General features: G+C 56.7%; 16 protein-coding genes and 1 pseudogene. All 17 read left to right on the top strand.

Going from position 1 to position 14,820, the window contains the following annotated elements:
* The first annotated feature begins 703 nt into the window (after positions 1-703).
* Positions 704-1,039: a hypothetical protein gene (locus tag GXH28_RS06905; RefSeq protein WP_169238282.1), complete on the top strand. Its 336-nt coding sequence runs from the start codon at positions 704-706 to the stop codon at positions 1,037-1,039.
* Positions 1,040-1,107: 68 nt separating this feature from the next.
* Positions 1,108-1,653 (top strand): hypothetical protein, encoded by a 546-nt coding sequence (locus GXH28_RS06900; protein ID WP_169238281.1) that lies wholly within the window; start codon positions 1,108-1,110, stop codon positions 1,651-1,653.
* A 107-nt stretch (positions 1,654-1,760) separates the two neighbouring features.
* Complete coding sequence (locus GXH28_RS16270; protein ID WP_240550250.1) at positions 1,761-2,663, top strand: RHS repeat-associated core domain-containing protein; 903 nt, start codon at positions 1,761-1,763, stop codon at positions 2,661-2,663.
* A gap of 539 nt (positions 2,664-3,202) precedes the next feature.
* Entirely contained in the window at positions 3,203-3,733 is a 531-nt protein-coding gene (locus GXH28_RS06890) for a hypothetical protein (RefSeq protein WP_169238280.1), read from the top strand.
* A 746-nt stretch (positions 3,734-4,479) separates the two neighbouring features.
* A complete protein-coding gene (locus tag GXH28_RS06885) occupies positions 4,480-4,851 on the top strand; it encodes a hypothetical protein (RefSeq protein ID WP_169238279.1) in 372 nt (123 codons plus the stop codon).
* Between the two features lie 105 nt (positions 4,852-4,956).
* A complete protein-coding gene (locus tag GXH28_RS16265; RefSeq protein WP_240550241.1) occupies positions 4,957-5,760 on the top strand; it encodes a Tse2 family ADP-ribosyltransferase toxin in 804 nt (267 codons plus the stop codon).
* Positions 5,757-6,281, top strand: coding sequence for a hypothetical protein (locus GXH28_RS06875; protein ID WP_169238278.1), 525 nt, complete (start codon positions 5,757-5,759; stop codon positions 6,279-6,281). The genes GXH28_RS16265 and GXH28_RS06875 overlap by 4 nt, the downstream gene beginning before the upstream one ends.
* A gap of 292 nt (positions 6,282-6,573) precedes the next feature.
* Positions 6,574-7,548, top strand: a complete 975-nt coding sequence (locus GXH28_RS06870) for an RHS repeat-associated core domain-containing protein (RefSeq protein WP_320447927.1) — start codon at positions 6,574-6,576, stop codon at positions 7,546-7,548.
* A gap of 11 nt (positions 7,549-7,559) precedes the next feature.
* Positions 7,560-8,840 carry a TolB family protein gene (locus tag GXH28_RS06865; protein ID WP_169238277.1) on the top strand — a complete coding sequence of 427 codons (1,281 nt, stop codon included), beginning with the start codon at positions 7,560-7,562 and terminating at the stop codon, positions 8,838-8,840.
* The gene (locus GXH28_RS06860; RefSeq protein WP_169238276.1) at positions 8,827-9,369 is read left to right on the top strand and encodes a hypothetical protein; all 543 of its coding nucleotides are present in this window, start codon (positions 8,827-8,829) and stop codon (positions 9,367-9,369) included. Before GXH28_RS06865 ends, GXH28_RS06860 begins: the two co-directional genes overlap by 14 nt.
* Positions 9,366-9,902: an RHS repeat-associated core domain-containing protein gene (locus GXH28_RS06855; protein WP_320447926.1), complete on the top strand. Its 537-nt coding sequence runs from the start codon at positions 9,366-9,368 to the stop codon at positions 9,900-9,902. Before GXH28_RS06860 ends, GXH28_RS06855 begins: the two co-directional genes overlap by 4 nt.
* A gap of 272 nt (positions 9,903-10,174) precedes the next feature.
* Positions 10,175-10,501: a hypothetical protein gene (locus GXH28_RS06850; RefSeq protein ID WP_169238275.1), complete on the top strand. Its 327-nt coding sequence runs from the start codon at positions 10,175-10,177 to the stop codon at positions 10,499-10,501.
* A 232-nt stretch (positions 10,502-10,733) separates the two neighbouring features.
* Positions 10,734-11,639: an RHS repeat-associated core domain-containing protein gene (locus GXH28_RS06845; RefSeq protein WP_320447925.1), complete on the top strand. Its 906-nt coding sequence runs from the start codon at positions 10,734-10,736 to the stop codon at positions 11,637-11,639.
* On the top strand, positions 11,636-12,082 hold the full coding sequence (locus GXH28_RS06840; protein ID WP_169238274.1) for a hypothetical protein: 447 nt from the start codon (positions 11,636-11,638) through the stop codon (positions 12,080-12,082). Before GXH28_RS06845 ends, GXH28_RS06840 begins: the two co-directional genes overlap by 4 nt.
* Before the next feature lie 103 nt (positions 12,083-12,185).
* Positions 12,186-12,488: pseudogene (locus tag GXH28_RS06835) on the top strand (RHS repeat-associated core domain-containing protein); the annotation flags it as partial.
* Positions 12,374-13,000 (top strand): hypothetical protein, encoded by a 627-nt coding sequence (locus GXH28_RS06830; RefSeq protein WP_169238273.1) that lies wholly within the window; start codon positions 12,374-12,376, stop codon positions 12,998-13,000. The pseudogene GXH28_RS06835 and the gene GXH28_RS06830, both read left to right, overlap by 115 nt.
* Positions 13,001-13,238: 238 nt before the next feature.
* Positions 13,239-14,192: a hypothetical protein gene (locus tag GXH28_RS06825; RefSeq protein ID WP_169238272.1), complete on the top strand. Its 954-nt coding sequence runs from the start codon at positions 13,239-13,241 to the stop codon at positions 14,190-14,192.
* Positions 14,193-14,820: the final 628 nt, after the last annotated feature.

The following is a 14,820-nucleotide window of genomic DNA, read 5'->3' as shown; positions in this document are numbered from 1 at the left end:
TCAACCGTACAGGGTTGGGTGTATCGCGGCGCTGTGGAATTTGACGAGAGAGTGAAATCAACGCCAGATGCATCGAAGTGAGAAGACTGTATCCTGATACTCCTCGCCGCGCCAGGTCAGCGGCACCTAGCTCACCAACCGGCGCTTTGGATCATCCCGCCGTTCGCTGCGCACCGGCAACGCGCGCTATTACTCGCCGTTGTTCGGCCGCTTCCTCTCGCCGGACAGCATCGTGCCGCGGCCGGGCGACCCGTCCCACGGGGACTCCCTGCGGTCGCAGGCGCTCGACCGCTACGCCTAAGTCCTCAACAACCCGCTGAGATACACCGATCCGAGTGGGCACTTCGCTTACGATGTAACTGTGCGATCCTTTGCTCCCTTCGACGTGTTTGGTTTTATCTTTTACGGTGACAATCGAGGTTACTCCAGCGCTTGGGCCGCTTCCTACCGCACTGCATTGCAGATGCGCCTTGATACAGATAGGCAGACAGCTAGCGCGTCGGTCGATAACAGCGCGACGCATACCATATATGGCCAGAGTTCCCGAAATCTAGGTCGCGGTGGACTTTCAAGTCCAGCGACGTTTAGGCGGTCAGCGGATGGGTCACGCCACGAGGTGAGCGTTACTGCGGAATACCACGGCGCAAATGGATTCCTTCCGGTTGGAGGCCTAACGGAGATAGATACCTACGTCATCCTGGAGATGGTTGAGGACAAGCGAGCGGGGCAATTGCGTGTGAGAGGGAGTCTGGTGGGAGATAACTTTCCCGCCACCGAGGCGCTGATCAGAGACGCATCAGGGCAAACCGTGTTTTTGGGCATTGGGTTCTACGAGTCACAAGGCGGCGACCAAAACACTGGTCCGATGCTGGCTTTGCCAGGGGATAACCGCCGGCCGATTGCGCAGTTTGATCTGACGCTAACTTTGGACAACAAAGGAAACTTTACCGGGGTTGTAACAGGAGGCAAAAAGTATTCCGTAGCCGATTGGAACAGGAAATTCTCCAAGTGCAATCCTCATCGGCGTAGTTCATGTTGAGGGGCGAGATGGCAAGTTTTGCAAAACGAGTAGCTCTAACTGCAGTCGGGTTGTTGATAGCTTGGGAGATGCTAATCTACATCTACTTTCTAGTTACTAACTCGTCGCACACACAACCCGGTGATACCTATCCGCCGGCGATTGCGACACTGGTATCACTCGTCGTTTTAAACTTTATATGGCTTGGACCGACTTTCTTTGTGCTGTTCTGTAGTGGTGCGTGGCTGGCATCAACTGTGCTCTGGCTAGCAATTTATGCTCTTCGAGAGCAGCGCGTGGCATTGCCAGATGGTGAGACGCCTCAGGGATTTCACCATTGGTTTGGGCAGAAGCTACTAGGGCGAGTTGGATGGACGGCTGTGGGGCTCTTTCTAGCGGTTGAGCTTCTGCTCTATATCATCCCTTTGGTGTCAGAGTATCTCGGCGGCGGTCAAGTGCTGGATGCGGGCCATCCGGTCGAGTGGTTCTTTGCTTTCAACTTCTCTTGGCTTGGAGTAATTCCTTTTGTCGTGCTATTGGGTGGTGCTTGGTCGGCAGCGCTAGTCTTTTGGATGGCTGTTCTCAGCCTTGAGGAGCGACACAGAACATCTGGTATAGGCGATATGCCTCGATAGGCCTGGCCAGAACAAGATGTGTGAAAGGGAACCAGCTGGGCAGCGCGTCGCTGGTGACGAATGCGAGCGGTGGGGTGGTGTCGCAGAGCCGCTAGCGCGAAGCCTCCCTGTGGGACACGCCGTATGGTTCGGCGCGCCACGTTAGCGGCACGTGGCCGACGGATCGGCGGTTCACGGGGCAGCGGCTGGAGGGGAGTGTTGGGCTGTATGACTACAACGCGCGCTACTACTCGCCGCTGTTCGGGCGCTTCATCAGCGCGGATAGCATTGTGCCGGAGCCGGGCAACCCGCAGGCGCTCAACCGGTATGCGTATGTTTACAACAACCCGCTGAGATACACCGACCCCAGTGGGCATTGCGTGGCCGGTTTGGACACGGCCGTCTGCATTGCGGTCGGGCTGGCCCTTCTCAAGGCCGTGGATTACGGTTGGACGGCATGGGACGTCTATCAATCCGGTCGAACTCTCAGCGATCCCAATGCCTCTGACCTGGACCGACGCCTGGCGGAACTCAATATCATCCTGGCGCTCAGCCTGGAAGGTGGCGAGCCAGATGATATCCTGCCTGTGGCCGTGCCGGCCGACGATGTGGCCCGGCGGGGGCTGATTCGAACAGCACGCGAGGCGCTGGCTGCAGGGGACGAGACAGCGCTGCGCAACCTGCCCGATTGGCTGCGGCCTGTCGTGCGGGGGCTGGTGACCGAGGACCGGATACTGGCCGCTCTGGGCCGGCAGGGGCAGAAGCGGTTGATTGAGGGGCGGGTCGGCGATGAAATTGTCAAGACCCTTCCCGACTTTGTGGACGATGCGAACAAGATTGTGGGCGAGATCAAGGATGTGGCTGAACTGGGCTGGGAGAAGCAGATCCAGGCGCAGTATGAGTGGGCAAGGAGACACGGGTATACCTATCAGCTGATTATCCGAGAAAGTACAGTACTACGTGGTCGTTTGAGAGAGATATATGAAAGAGAACTCATAGATGTGAAATATATTGAGGAGATTTTGAAATGAAGAAAGGAAATGTGGAGAAGCCTGGTCCTGGTTTGAGGACATGGATCTACAGCCGAGCTACATTTGACACCGAGGAACGGGCACGAGAGATTGTGCGGTACCTGTTAAACCATCCTCAGTTTGCGCCAACTCACTTCGGCGAATACGAACCTCTGCATCGCCTAACCTCGGACCGAATGGAACAGGCGATTGCCATGGTTGTCAACCGTGCGGGTCAGGAGTTGGACTCTGAGCGCGTCTTCTCTATGGTCCTTTTCGAACGTAGACGCCGGCCTCGGTGTTCCTACACCCTGGAGTGGTCTAAATTGCCTCATGAGGCATTTGCAACAAGCGGTTACATAATCGACGAAGAATTCGTCCGAGAGCAAGGGCAGTTGGTACGGTGGTTGGATTTCGCTTTTGGGTTGTTAAGCTTTCATCAGGCCTGGTATGCGCTTTTGGCTTTAGGAGTCGAAACGCACAAGAAGAACTTCCTGGTGTGGCGAACACAACACCCACGAGCGAAGGACCCTGTGCGGGGTGTCACTACCATGCGGGGAGTGGGTGTCAAACTGGAGAAAGGTATTCCTGGCATCTATTGGGGGAACTACTTCGGCCCCTTCTACGTGGATTGGTTCGGACGGGAGAAGTTTGAGACGCTGCCCTGTGTGGAGAAGCGGTGGCTGGACACCGGCGGCATCTTCTTCACCACCGCTCCCACCCCTTTCGACTGGGACACACCCCAGGCTCGTCAACTGCAACAGGAGGTGAAGAAACATCTGGGGGCTGACGCCTTCTTCGACATGGAGACGGTACGCTGGCTGATCCGCGAGTTAGAACCCATTCCCGAAGCCATGAAGCCGGAGCAGTTCCAGCCCCCGCGCCGGCTCCCGGAGTTCCCCTTCACGGTGGAAGCGCCGAAGTATAAGGCGATTGAAGAAGAGATCGAGGACGCGCGGCGCTATTTCACCGGGCAGGGGTATGAGGAGGTGAGCGTCGAGGGGCGGACGATCACCTTTCGTGACGCTCGCGGCGGCATCCTGCGGGTGACGGTGGGAGCCGGCGGCACAGTGGCATACCAGCCGAAGTAGCAGGATCGGTGTAGCCATCCCATCCTACAATCCGTTCGGGGTCGCTTCCTCTGGCCCGATACTATCGTGCCCGAGCCAGGCAACCCCTAGGCGCTGAACCGGTATGCCTACGTTTACAACAACCCGCTGCGATATAACGATCCTAGCGGCCACATCCCCCTGGACTGGCTGATTGACGGCCTCAGCGTTTCCCTCTCCGCCGCCCAGTTTGCGGCTGACCCCACCTGGGAAAACGCAGGCTGGCTGGCGCTCGATATTGCCCTGGCGGTCGTTCCCTACGTGCCGGCAGGCGTCGGGCTGGTCCGGGGCGCGGCCAAGGCGGCCAAGGTGGCCGTGGAGGCGGCCAGCCACGCCGATGAGGCAAAGGATGCGCTGAGGGCGGCAGAACAAACAGTAAACGCAGTGCGAGGCGTAGAAAGTGCTACGCAAGCTGCCAAAGGAGCCTCCGAATTACCAAGACGTTTTAGTCGTTATATGTCCAGGTCTGAACTGGAAGCAGTGCAAGAAACGGGCTTGCTTCGCAGCGGTCGTCCTGGAGATTCATATTTCACCACAAATAAATTCAGAACCGTTCGAAGTGCAGAAGAGAAGTTAGCGTTACCACGGTCGCCTGAGGTGCGGTTAGATTTTGAAATTACTGGCCAACCGACGATCTACGGTCCTCGCAAGGTGGCGCCAGCCTTTGGAAAACCCGGAGGTGGGATAGAATATTGGAGTCCTGATCCAGTTAGGGTAAGAATTATTAGATGGCGCGATCTGAAATGACAGCCTTAAGGTTCAGGAGATATCATATGCTTCCGACTCAAGATATAGTAATCGAACTGACGATTAGTGAACCGCCGGACATTTGTCAGGTGCTAGAAGGAAAAATCGTTCGTCCGATCAGGCCGTTGGAGGAAGAGGATTTGTATTACCTTTTTCGGGTTGTGGGAGGCAAGTGGTTAGTCATTAAACCGAGGTACGAGGAGGAGCGAGTTGAGGAAGTTTATCTGGGTAAGCGAGTTCAAGTCGTCGTAGCCGCTATAACAGATCAAGATGTGATTCATAGTGATACATTTCGTATAAATCAGGTCAATTACTTTGGTATTGGCGCTATAACCAAGGCAGAGGCTCGGTAACCCTCCGTTCTCTGATATCTTCCCTTGTTACTAAGCGCTGTGACAGGGCCGTGGGCCCCTACGACTACAACTACCGGGTGCGGTTCTACAATCCGGCCCTGCGCTATGCTCCCCGTAGCCGGACTCCCTGCCCCCGTGTCGGAGGCTGTCCCCCTGCAAGGGGGACTGGGGGTGCCGGAGCCGGGCAACCCGCAGGCGCTCAATCGCTACGCCTACGTTTACAACAACCCGCTGAAGTACACCGACCCGTCAGGACACTGGGTCGAGAGCGCGATTGACCTCGCCTTCATCGCCTATGACCTCCGGGACATCTCCCAAAACGGGCTGAACTGGGAAAACGGCCTCTCGCTCGCCGCCGATGTCGCCGGCCTGCTGTTGCCGCTTGCCACTGGCGGCGGCCTGGCCGTGCGCGCCGCTTTCCACGCCGATGACGCCGCCAAGGCCCTGACCCACCTGGACGATTTGGCCCGAGCCGCCAATGCGGTTGATAACACTACCGAAGCTCTCACACATGTAGATGACTTGGCCAATAGCGCACAAGTGCTAGATGAAATACCGAGAGACCTGTATGCCTTTGGAAATACACAAGGACCACGACCGCCTAGACCAGGTAAGGATGTTTTTCCGGACGCATTAGGCCAGATAGGTCCGGAAAGCCCTCCTTTCCCGAATGGGGCATCAGCTTTTGGTGATCCTAAAGCGGCTCCGCTAACCGGGCATTTCCACCGATTACCGAAAGGAACACACCTCCCTGACGGAATAAAGGTGGTTGCCGACGGTGCTGATGTTAATCCTCGCAGCCCGCATCCTCGAACACATCACACTATTGATCCGTCAAAGCCGATGCCGTATAATGATTTCGTCGAAAAATTCATGAAACTTCCATGGGAATACGTAGGCAAGAAATGAGCCAACTCTCTTCACTAATTTCCGTTGCGGTTTGGCGCAATTTGGTGGAGAAGCATCATTCGGGAAACGATGATGATTTCGCCGAGTCGATAAGCCGTTTCTTGGCGAACGACATTGATCGAGTCGCTGTGATGAAACAAGCGCTCAGAGGCAAGGATAGGGCCACAGCCGTTTATGTGCTTCCACGATTGCCAGTATCAGAGCTTCAAGAGCTATTTGAAGAGTTGGTTTTCCTGGCGAGTTTTTCTCATGGCGCAGTGCAGGCTGTAAGAAATGTAATACTGTCCCTTCCTCGCGAATGGATTTTGGATCGTATCGAAGATGCGGCGGAGCCGTTGCTAGTGAATGGAACATACGATGAGTATAGGCGACTCTTGGAGTTGTACATGGATATGGATCGCCATAGAGCAAAGAAACTTGCACTCAGGGCCGCTGCCAGCCATGACAACGACATCAAGGAAACTGGAGAAGACTTTCTGAGGCGATTAGGAGAAACTGAAAGACCAGACGAAGCCACATGAAGGCTGCTGCTTTGTCCAACACGAAATGATGGTTTTGGGAGTGGAAATAAACTGAGCCTCAGGGCTGCCAGGCAGCGGCGCGCATCCCAAGGCCCGCGGCCTGGCGCGGCCCGCCGCCCAGACCGGCCCCTCCGCCCCGCCCGCCAACACCACCTACCGCCTGTACTACTACGCCGCCGGCCGCCCCATCGCCCTGCGCGTCCTGCCGCCCGGCAATAGCACCGGCACGCTCTACTTCCTGCACCAGGATCACCTGGGCAGCACCAGCGTCGTCACCAATCTCAGTGGTTCCGTGGTGGCCAGGCAGTGGTATTATCCGTATGGCGCGGTGCGCGCCAGCGTGGGCACGCTGCCCACGGACATCACCTTCACCGGGCAGCGCAGCGATGCGACCGGGCTGTACTTTTACAACGCCCGCTACTACTCGCCGCTCATTGGGCGCTTCATCTCGGCGGATAGCATTGTGCCAGAGGCAGGGAATCCGCAGGCGCTGAACCGGTATATGTTCGTCTATGGCAATCCACTGAAATACACCGACCCCAGCGGGCACGATCCGTGTACGGGGATTCCTGGAACCTATATGCCCGATTGCGGGGTGGATGGCTGGGGGCTGAAGCCGCAGGCCATTCGTAGGCCAATCAGGGGTCTAACCCAGGATGGAAAAGCCGGCTATGCCGGAATCTCTACGCTGGCCGCGCAAACCGGCGCCTGGTGGGGCGATAATTTGAGCGCTCAAGAAGCCGTTGCCATTACGCTGCGCTTCGAAGCATCAATCATCATGTACAAAACCAGGGGGCAATGGTCCATGCCGTCAGCCGCCATGGAAGCAATGACGCGCAAGTGGAATCAGTTCTGCTCCGACGGCGCCTGGAGCGCTTCATGCTACAACGGCTTCTGGGGATACTATCAACCCATCCGGGATGCAGCAACCAGTCGAGATAAACTCCAAAACATACTCGATGCTAATCTTTACAATTCCAAGCTGTACGGCGATGTGTTTATCAGATTAGCCGGTGATGTAATAAACAACCCGGCCCTGGGAGGACAACGGGCTGACAGGCCGAGCGAATGGGTCACTCTCTTCAAAAGCAACGGCGACACTTACAATAGAGCACTTCAATTGACAATGGGCCCGGCAAGCACTCAAGCCTTCTACATCTACAACTACCCGAGTGGTAATCCGCCCCCTATTTTCCTGATCTTGTCTCCTGATCAACAGAAGAACCTGTGCGGTGGCAGCCGCTGTAATCTGACACAGAGCAGATGATGAGCGAGGGCATGATGAAACACAAGAACCTATTCCTGGGGTTGCTCGGTGGCCTGATGCTATTCTCGGCTTGCAGGCCTGTCGCTCTACCCACTCCTGTGAGCACCATCGCACCAGCACCCACCGTGACAGAGATATCGCCTGAGCCCACGAGCACCCCGGCGGCTCCCCCTTCACCACCTCCAAGCCCGGCCACCTTGGAAGCAAGCCCAGCCGCTACCACCATGCAAAGCGCGTGCCCGGCTCTTCAGACCGGCCCGCAAGAGACCATTCTCCAACAGGGCAGCTTATTGTTTGAAGAAGTGGGTACACCCGCGAAGCTGTGGGCGTTTACTGCCGGCCACCAATCGCCCAACACTGTGTTTAGTTTCGAAGGAGGTTTTGCCTCGCTGGATTCAGAAGGACGACGCGTGGCCTTTATGGAGCTTAGGGAGGAGAAGGCCCTAGCCATCTATGATCTGCAGACCGGTGAGAAATCCCTGTGGCCCTGGGCAGAGGAATGGAAAGCCGTGTCTCGCTGGACCCGGGACGGCAGGGTAAAGCTGTGGGTGAGTTATGAACGGCAGGGAAGTATTGGCGAGACGTCAGTATTTGCTTTATTCGACCCTTCAAATGGTACTGTGATAACGGTGAAGGAGGAATTGGACCTGCCTGGCTACACCTTCGAAAGCAACAACCCTTGGGGCGGTTACGTGTCGTTGAACGGAGCCGGGAATTTGGCGGTTTATACTGCCTGGGCTATCTCGGGCGCTTTAGAGTTCGAAGTGATATTACGTGACATCTCAAAAGGCACTGACCTGTGGAGATATGCAGGTGGCAAGCCTTTTGCAGGACCGGCAGCCTGGTCGCCCGATGATTCGAAAGTGGCATTCGCCTTGGTCTCCGAGTCGGAAAATCATACTCGGATAGTTAGCCTGACAAGCGATGGCAGGAACTTATCTGAGCTGACTCATTTTCCTCCGACAGACCTTGTGGACATTCTGAGCTGGTCTCTGGATGGGAAATACCTGTTGGTGAGTCTGTTTGAAGGCCCACAAGGCGGTCCGAGCTTCGTGCTGAATACGCTGACAGGCGAGATCAGAGAAGTCTGCGACCCGAAAGTTACGTTCTATAGGGCAAGATGGGTTTCTGTGGCAGGTCGGAATTTGCTGGTCTATCTTGTGTACCGGCAGGACGAAACCGGCGAGCTCAGGCTGCTGGATGTCGACTCGTGGCAGGCGGAAGTATTGAGCACCGTGAACATTCCATATCAGATTGATATGCTGGGCTGGACGCCGGTTGAGTTCCCGTAAGAGGCCGATATTCGCGGCTGATTGCTCTCTCGCCGAGATCGAGAGCAACGGCACCGTCAACCTGTGGCGCGTGGATAACTTCACCCTGCTCGGCTCGGCCACCATCCCCGCCTTCAGTCTGAACACCTGGTATACGCTTGCCCTGCGCGCGGACGGCTCAGCCCTCAGCGTCGAAGTCAACGGCAGCCCCGTCATCGGCCCGGTGACCGACAGCGCCTTCGCCACCGGCCACGCCGGCCTGTGGTCGTATCAGCCCGCCAGCGCCGGCAGCCACCGCTTCGACAACTTCAGCGTCACCGTGCTCGGCGGCGGCGCGCACCCCAAGGCCCGCGGCCTGGCGCGGCCCGTCGCCCAGACCGGCCCCTCCGCCCCGCCCGCCAACACCACCTGGCGCCTGTACTACCATGCCACTGGCCGCCCTATCGCCCTGGGCGTCCTGCCGCCCGGCAATAGCACCGGCACGCTCTACTTCCTGCACGCCGATCATCTTGGCTCCCTCAGGCCATCACTGATCTCAGTGGTTCCGTGATCGCGCGGCAGTGGTATCATCCCTATGGCAGCGTGCGGGCGGCGCAGGGCGCGCTGCCCACCCGCCGCGCCTACACCGGTCAGCTCGCGGACGAGACTGGGCTGTACTTTTACAACGCGCGCTACTACTCGCCGCTGTTCGGGCGCTTCATCAGCGCCGATAGCATCGTCCCCGAGCCGGGCAACCCGCAAAGCCTGAATCGGTACAGCTACGTCCTCAACAACCCGCTCAAATACACCGACCCGTCCGGGCATGCTGAGAAAGATCCTTTCAAGCGCTTCCTATGCGACTGGGCGCCGCAGCTCTGCCAACCCAGCACGCCCCCGTTGCTGAACGAGCAGCAAGCCGGCCAGGCGCCCTCGGCGCAGCAAACGCCGGTGATGCTGAACGACGGCACGCAGGTGCCCCTGTTTGCCGCCAAGCGCGAGGGGGAGGGAGAAGGTAAAGGCGGCGGGATCGGCGGGCTGATCGGGTCGTTACTGCGACTGTTGGGCGGCGGGAGGCGCCGGCAAGGCCGCGCAGGAGTTATCTAAAGACGGCGATCCGACGAATGAAGCTGTAGCCATTGAACGTCAAATTCGCCAGTTAGAGAAAGGAATCCGGTCCCTAAGGGACCGGATTACCGAGCACCAAGCTAAACTTGAAGCATATATGAAAGACCCCGACGCTTATGACAATAGGGGATTGCTCAAGAACGCACCAACACTCGAGATTAGAGAACGTATCATCAACACGCGTATCAAGGAGTTGCAAAGGGAAATTGCGAACTTCCAGAGAGAATTATCGAAGAAACAAGCACAGATCAATGAGCTGCGGAGACAAGTCAATGAGTAGTGATGCGACATTGAAAATACCTATAGCTAAACTTCGTGAGGCTGCTGATAAATTATTTACACATCTGGAAGATCAGGGCATCTCGAGTGTCGAGTTAGACGTTGATTACTACTGGACGATTCCCTCCGACCAACTCTATGATCCATATCAGCAACCAACTGAATTTGGGTTGGGTCAGTTGTCTGATGACTGGTCAGAAATGGAGAAGATAATCAACAATACCCGCGAGCCGATCAGTTACTGCTTTGTGTGGTTAGCAACCATACTGCGGGCTATTGGTGAAAAGCTTGTAGTTTGACAACTGTCGAATAGTCCTTGCAACACGCAACAGCAATGGGGTGTATTGGCTGCACGGTGGCCACCTAGGCAGCGCGTCGCTGGTGACGAACGCCAGCGGTGGCGCGCACTTGCAAAGCCGCTAGTGCTCAGCCTCCCTGTGGGACACGCCGTATGGTTCGGCGTGCCACGTTAGCGGCACGTGGTTGACGGATCGGCGGTTCATCCCGCCGTTCGCTACGCTTACGCGGGACGTGGCCGCGGGGCAGCGTTTGGAAGGCAGTGTCGGCCTCTATGATTACAACGCGCGCTATTACTCGCCGTTGTTCGGGCGCTTCCTCTCGCCGGACAGCATTGTGCCCAACCCCGCCAATCCGCAAGACTTCAACCGCTACGCCTACGTCCGCAACAACCCGCTGAGATACACCGATCCGAGTGGGCATGATCCACTAGACGCAGCATGGGAAGCTGATTTCCGAAGGGCACATAAACGTGATCCAAATGATCAAGATCGACGAGATCGTCTATTTTCTGTGATTCATCGGGGGAGCGGTGTAAATGGTTCTTGGACAAATGCAGATTGGGCCAGGTACGGTGCCAACAGGGATGCATACTGGACCGGTGCTTTGCGGTGGGATTCCGAATCTCAGACAGGAATAGATAGTTTTGCGACACACATTGATCGACTGTCTGCATGGTACCGACCGGGTGAGGAGAGCCAGTTCGTGATGGCGGTGGGATTGGTATGGGGTGGGATTCCTTACACCAACCAATTTGCCGGTGCAGCAGCAATGGCGAACCCTGGCGCGGTCTGGGCTGTCAATCCGCCATTGCATGAGTCCAATGCTAATTGGCAAGCAGATTTGATAGATGCAGGAGAAAGAAATCAAGCACATCACTGGGCAGGTTTCTTTTACATGGGCTTCTTTTACGAAACCTGGGTGGGCTACGCAGTGAATAGATTGCGTGACTTCGATAACACACCGGATATTATTGTAGGTGACGTGGGTGTGAATCATGGGCGGATGCTCGGTGCAGGCATCGTAAACTTGTCGGAAGTGGGCGACTTGATCCGTCAGAGTTTTGACGCTCGCCCTGCAGTTTGGGGACTGAACTCACCGGGCTCAAGAAGTCTCAGTGTCTTTCATCACATTCCATGAAAGCGACTCTCCGAATATGGCTGATGATATGCATCGGGCTGCTAGCTGGGTGCCTGATAGGTGTAGCGTTGCTTTCTGAATTCCTGCGTCGGCCAGCGATAATGCCGATGCCTGAGCCGCCACTGCCAGCAGAATTGACCAAACTGCCACAAACTGCAAGAGTTAAATGTTTGGGGGAAGACCCGACAGAGGTGCTGGTCAATGTCTGGGAGCTACCAGCTGTTGAGCCGGGTGACAAGAACAGTGCATATCAAGGCTATACTGGAGAAGCGAAAGGTGTTATTAAGGGATGTGAAGTAATCACTGTTAAGAAGGCGGTTTGGTCTCCCTGGAGTCGCAACTGGTATCTTTTTATTGAGTCTTCAACCGTACAGGGTTGGGTGTATCGCGGCGCTGTGGAATTTGACGAGAGAGTGAAATCAACGCCAGATGCATCGAAGTGAGAAGACTGTATCCTGATACTCCTCGCCGCGCCAGGTCAGCGGCACCCAGCTCACCAACCGGCGCTTTGGATCATCCCGCCGTTCGCTGCGCACCGGCAACGCGCGCTATTACTCGCCGTTGTTCGGCCGCTTCCTCTCGCCGGACAGCATCGTGCCGCGGCCGGACGACCCGTCCCACGGGGACTCCCTGCGGTCGCAGGCGCTCAACCGCTACGCCTACGTCCGCAACAACCCGCTGAGATACACCGACCCAACAGGGCACCAAGCCGACGAGGTCTGCCAGGTGCTCAGTTGCCTGAGCAACGAGCAGAAAGCCCAACTGCAACGCCGGCTGGAATCCACCCGGCTGGGGCGCGCCTGTTCAACAAGCTACGCGCCAAAGAGATCGACCTGTTGCAACAGGTGACGATTGCCGTGATGCCCCGGCCTTCCGGCGGGATCAGCCTGCCGCTGGCGTCCGGCCACTTCGGCAGTGATGTAAACTGGCAATCTCAGCGGAGTGGCCACTTGATCATTGTCCCACCGTCGGCGAACGAACGAGACCGATTGGCAGATGCAAACTGGGTGGCGCTGGTAGGGCATGAGTTGTTCCATGCCTTCCAACGGGAGGTGGCGCACGAGCTGCCGGAGCACGCGCATCGCGACCGCGAGTTCACCACCAAGCAGTTCGAACGCGAGGCGTATATCTTCCAGTATTCGGTCTTCCTTGAGCTGACCCATGGTGCGACTGATATAGAAATGACAAAAGCACGAGAACGAGCAGCTTTATCGCTGGCGGCTTTGACCACCGACGTAAACAAAGCCAAAGAATGGTTCAATGATATGAATAATCCTGTTTACCAAGTTGCTCGAGACGACTTGCGAAGCGACTGGGGTGGGGCAATGACCGCCTTATTCAAACCACCGCGCATGAAATAGCACAGCGCAGTGCAAAGGTGAAATCGATATGGTGAAACGACCGCCATTTCTACGCGAAATATCTTTGTTGATCCTCGCTGCAGCCGTTGCCGGATGCTTGCGTCCAGTTAACGAGCTTGGCACGGTGCACACACCAGCGCCGACGCCGTTGGAGGCAGAACGTCAGGAGCGCCTATCCCTCGAGACGCTGAAGGACCTAATCGTGCCCAGGGAATGTGTCAGAGAGATGGCGTTGCGCATGTTTGAAGTTATCACGCTAGATCTGTCCCCGAATGGCGAATGGCTGGTTGGCAACGGCAAGAGTGGGTTGTCTCTGGGCACGCCGCATCCGTTCGTTTTCTTCTACAACCCAGAGACGGGAGAGTCGCGAATTCTGCCAAGCAGTGTCCCAAGCGATACTGTTAGCGAATTGAATTACTCCGGCGTAGAAATCCAGTGGGATGGGAAGATGGTGGGGATATATTACAACTCTATACGACCTGGTAGAGACAAGCTCTATCACCTGCGGTTATCCGATGGGCGTGTGAAGGAGTTACAGGTTTGCTCGCATCCTAACTGCAGCATAGACATAGAAGAGCCACTCGGGCTGGTTGCTTGCATATGCGCTATTGATCGCGGACATACCATACAGGGTGAGTTGGAAGTATGGCGTTGGGATGGCAAAACCAGTTCGGAGCTATTAGTTACATTGCCTGTTCCGCGCGGAGCGGGCGCTGTGGAGTTGTCACCAACAGGGAAGCGTGCCTCGTTCTTGACACGGGGAAAGAGTGAGAAAGACGAGAAAGGATATAGCCAGCTAACCTGGGTCAAGCACTTTGTAGATTTAGCAAGTCGCAGAGTGATTACCCTGGGTCAAGGTGATTTCGATGATATGAATTCATGGTTGACCGACGATGTTGTGCTGAGGCCCGATCCGAAGTCGCTTAGGGTGTGGAGGTATGATCTTGAGTCGAACAACCAAGAGGTATTCGTAGAGTTTGCCCCCGATGCACTCGCCGAATCTGAGCAGCGGCGTAGGAGTGGGTCTAAGTACAACGGAATAACGACCGCAATGGTGGCAGGAAGAAACAGACAATACCTGCTCTTCGTGCCCCAAGTTGACAGGGTATCGAGCACGCTGCATGTAGCTGATCTAGGATGCGCGCTTGAAAAGACGAGAGTCGGTATAAGAGGATATGCAACAAGGCCGTAGGTAGCACGCCTGCCGGTGCTGAATACGAGTGGTGGATTGTGGCAGAGGCGCGCTAGTGCGAAGCCTCTCTTCTGTGGGACACGCCGTATGGTTCGGCGCGCCACGTTAGCGGCACGTGGCCAACGGATCGGCGGTTCATCCCGCGGTTCGCTGTGCTCACTCGGGACGTGGCCGCCGGCCAGCGGCTGGAAGCCAGTGTTGGGCTGTACGACTATCCCCCGCAGGGACCTCCGCTGCGCGCCGGCAACGCGCGCTACTACTCGCCGCTGTTGGCCCGCTTCCTCTCGCCGGCAGCATCGTGCCGCGGCCGGACGATCCGTCCCACGGGGACTCCCTGCGGTCGCAGGCGCTCAATCGCTACGCCTACGTTTACAACAACCCGCTGAGATACACCGATCCGAGTGGGCATAAGCCTCAGCAACAAGGTGATCCGCGCTGCCTTCGAATCAACTGCAAACCCTACGTTGAAGGCGGGGGCAACATCGTCTTTAACCCCGCTTCCGGGGAATATGTCAATCACGGCGCGCCGAGATACACTCCACCATCGCGACAATTGCCCGCGCCCAAATCGGCCAATGCGCCGCAGCTGCCTTCTGCAGGACAAAGCTCAGCATCGGCTTCGCGACGG

This window comes from Candidatus Roseilinea sp. NK_OTU-006 (genome assembly GCF_012931985.1).
Taxonomy (GTDB): Bacteria; Chloroflexota; Anaerolineae; order J036; family Brachytrichaceae; genus JAAFGM01.
The sequence above is the reverse complement of the archived record's forward strand: the minus strand, read 5'-3'. Positions and strand labels throughout refer to the sequence as shown.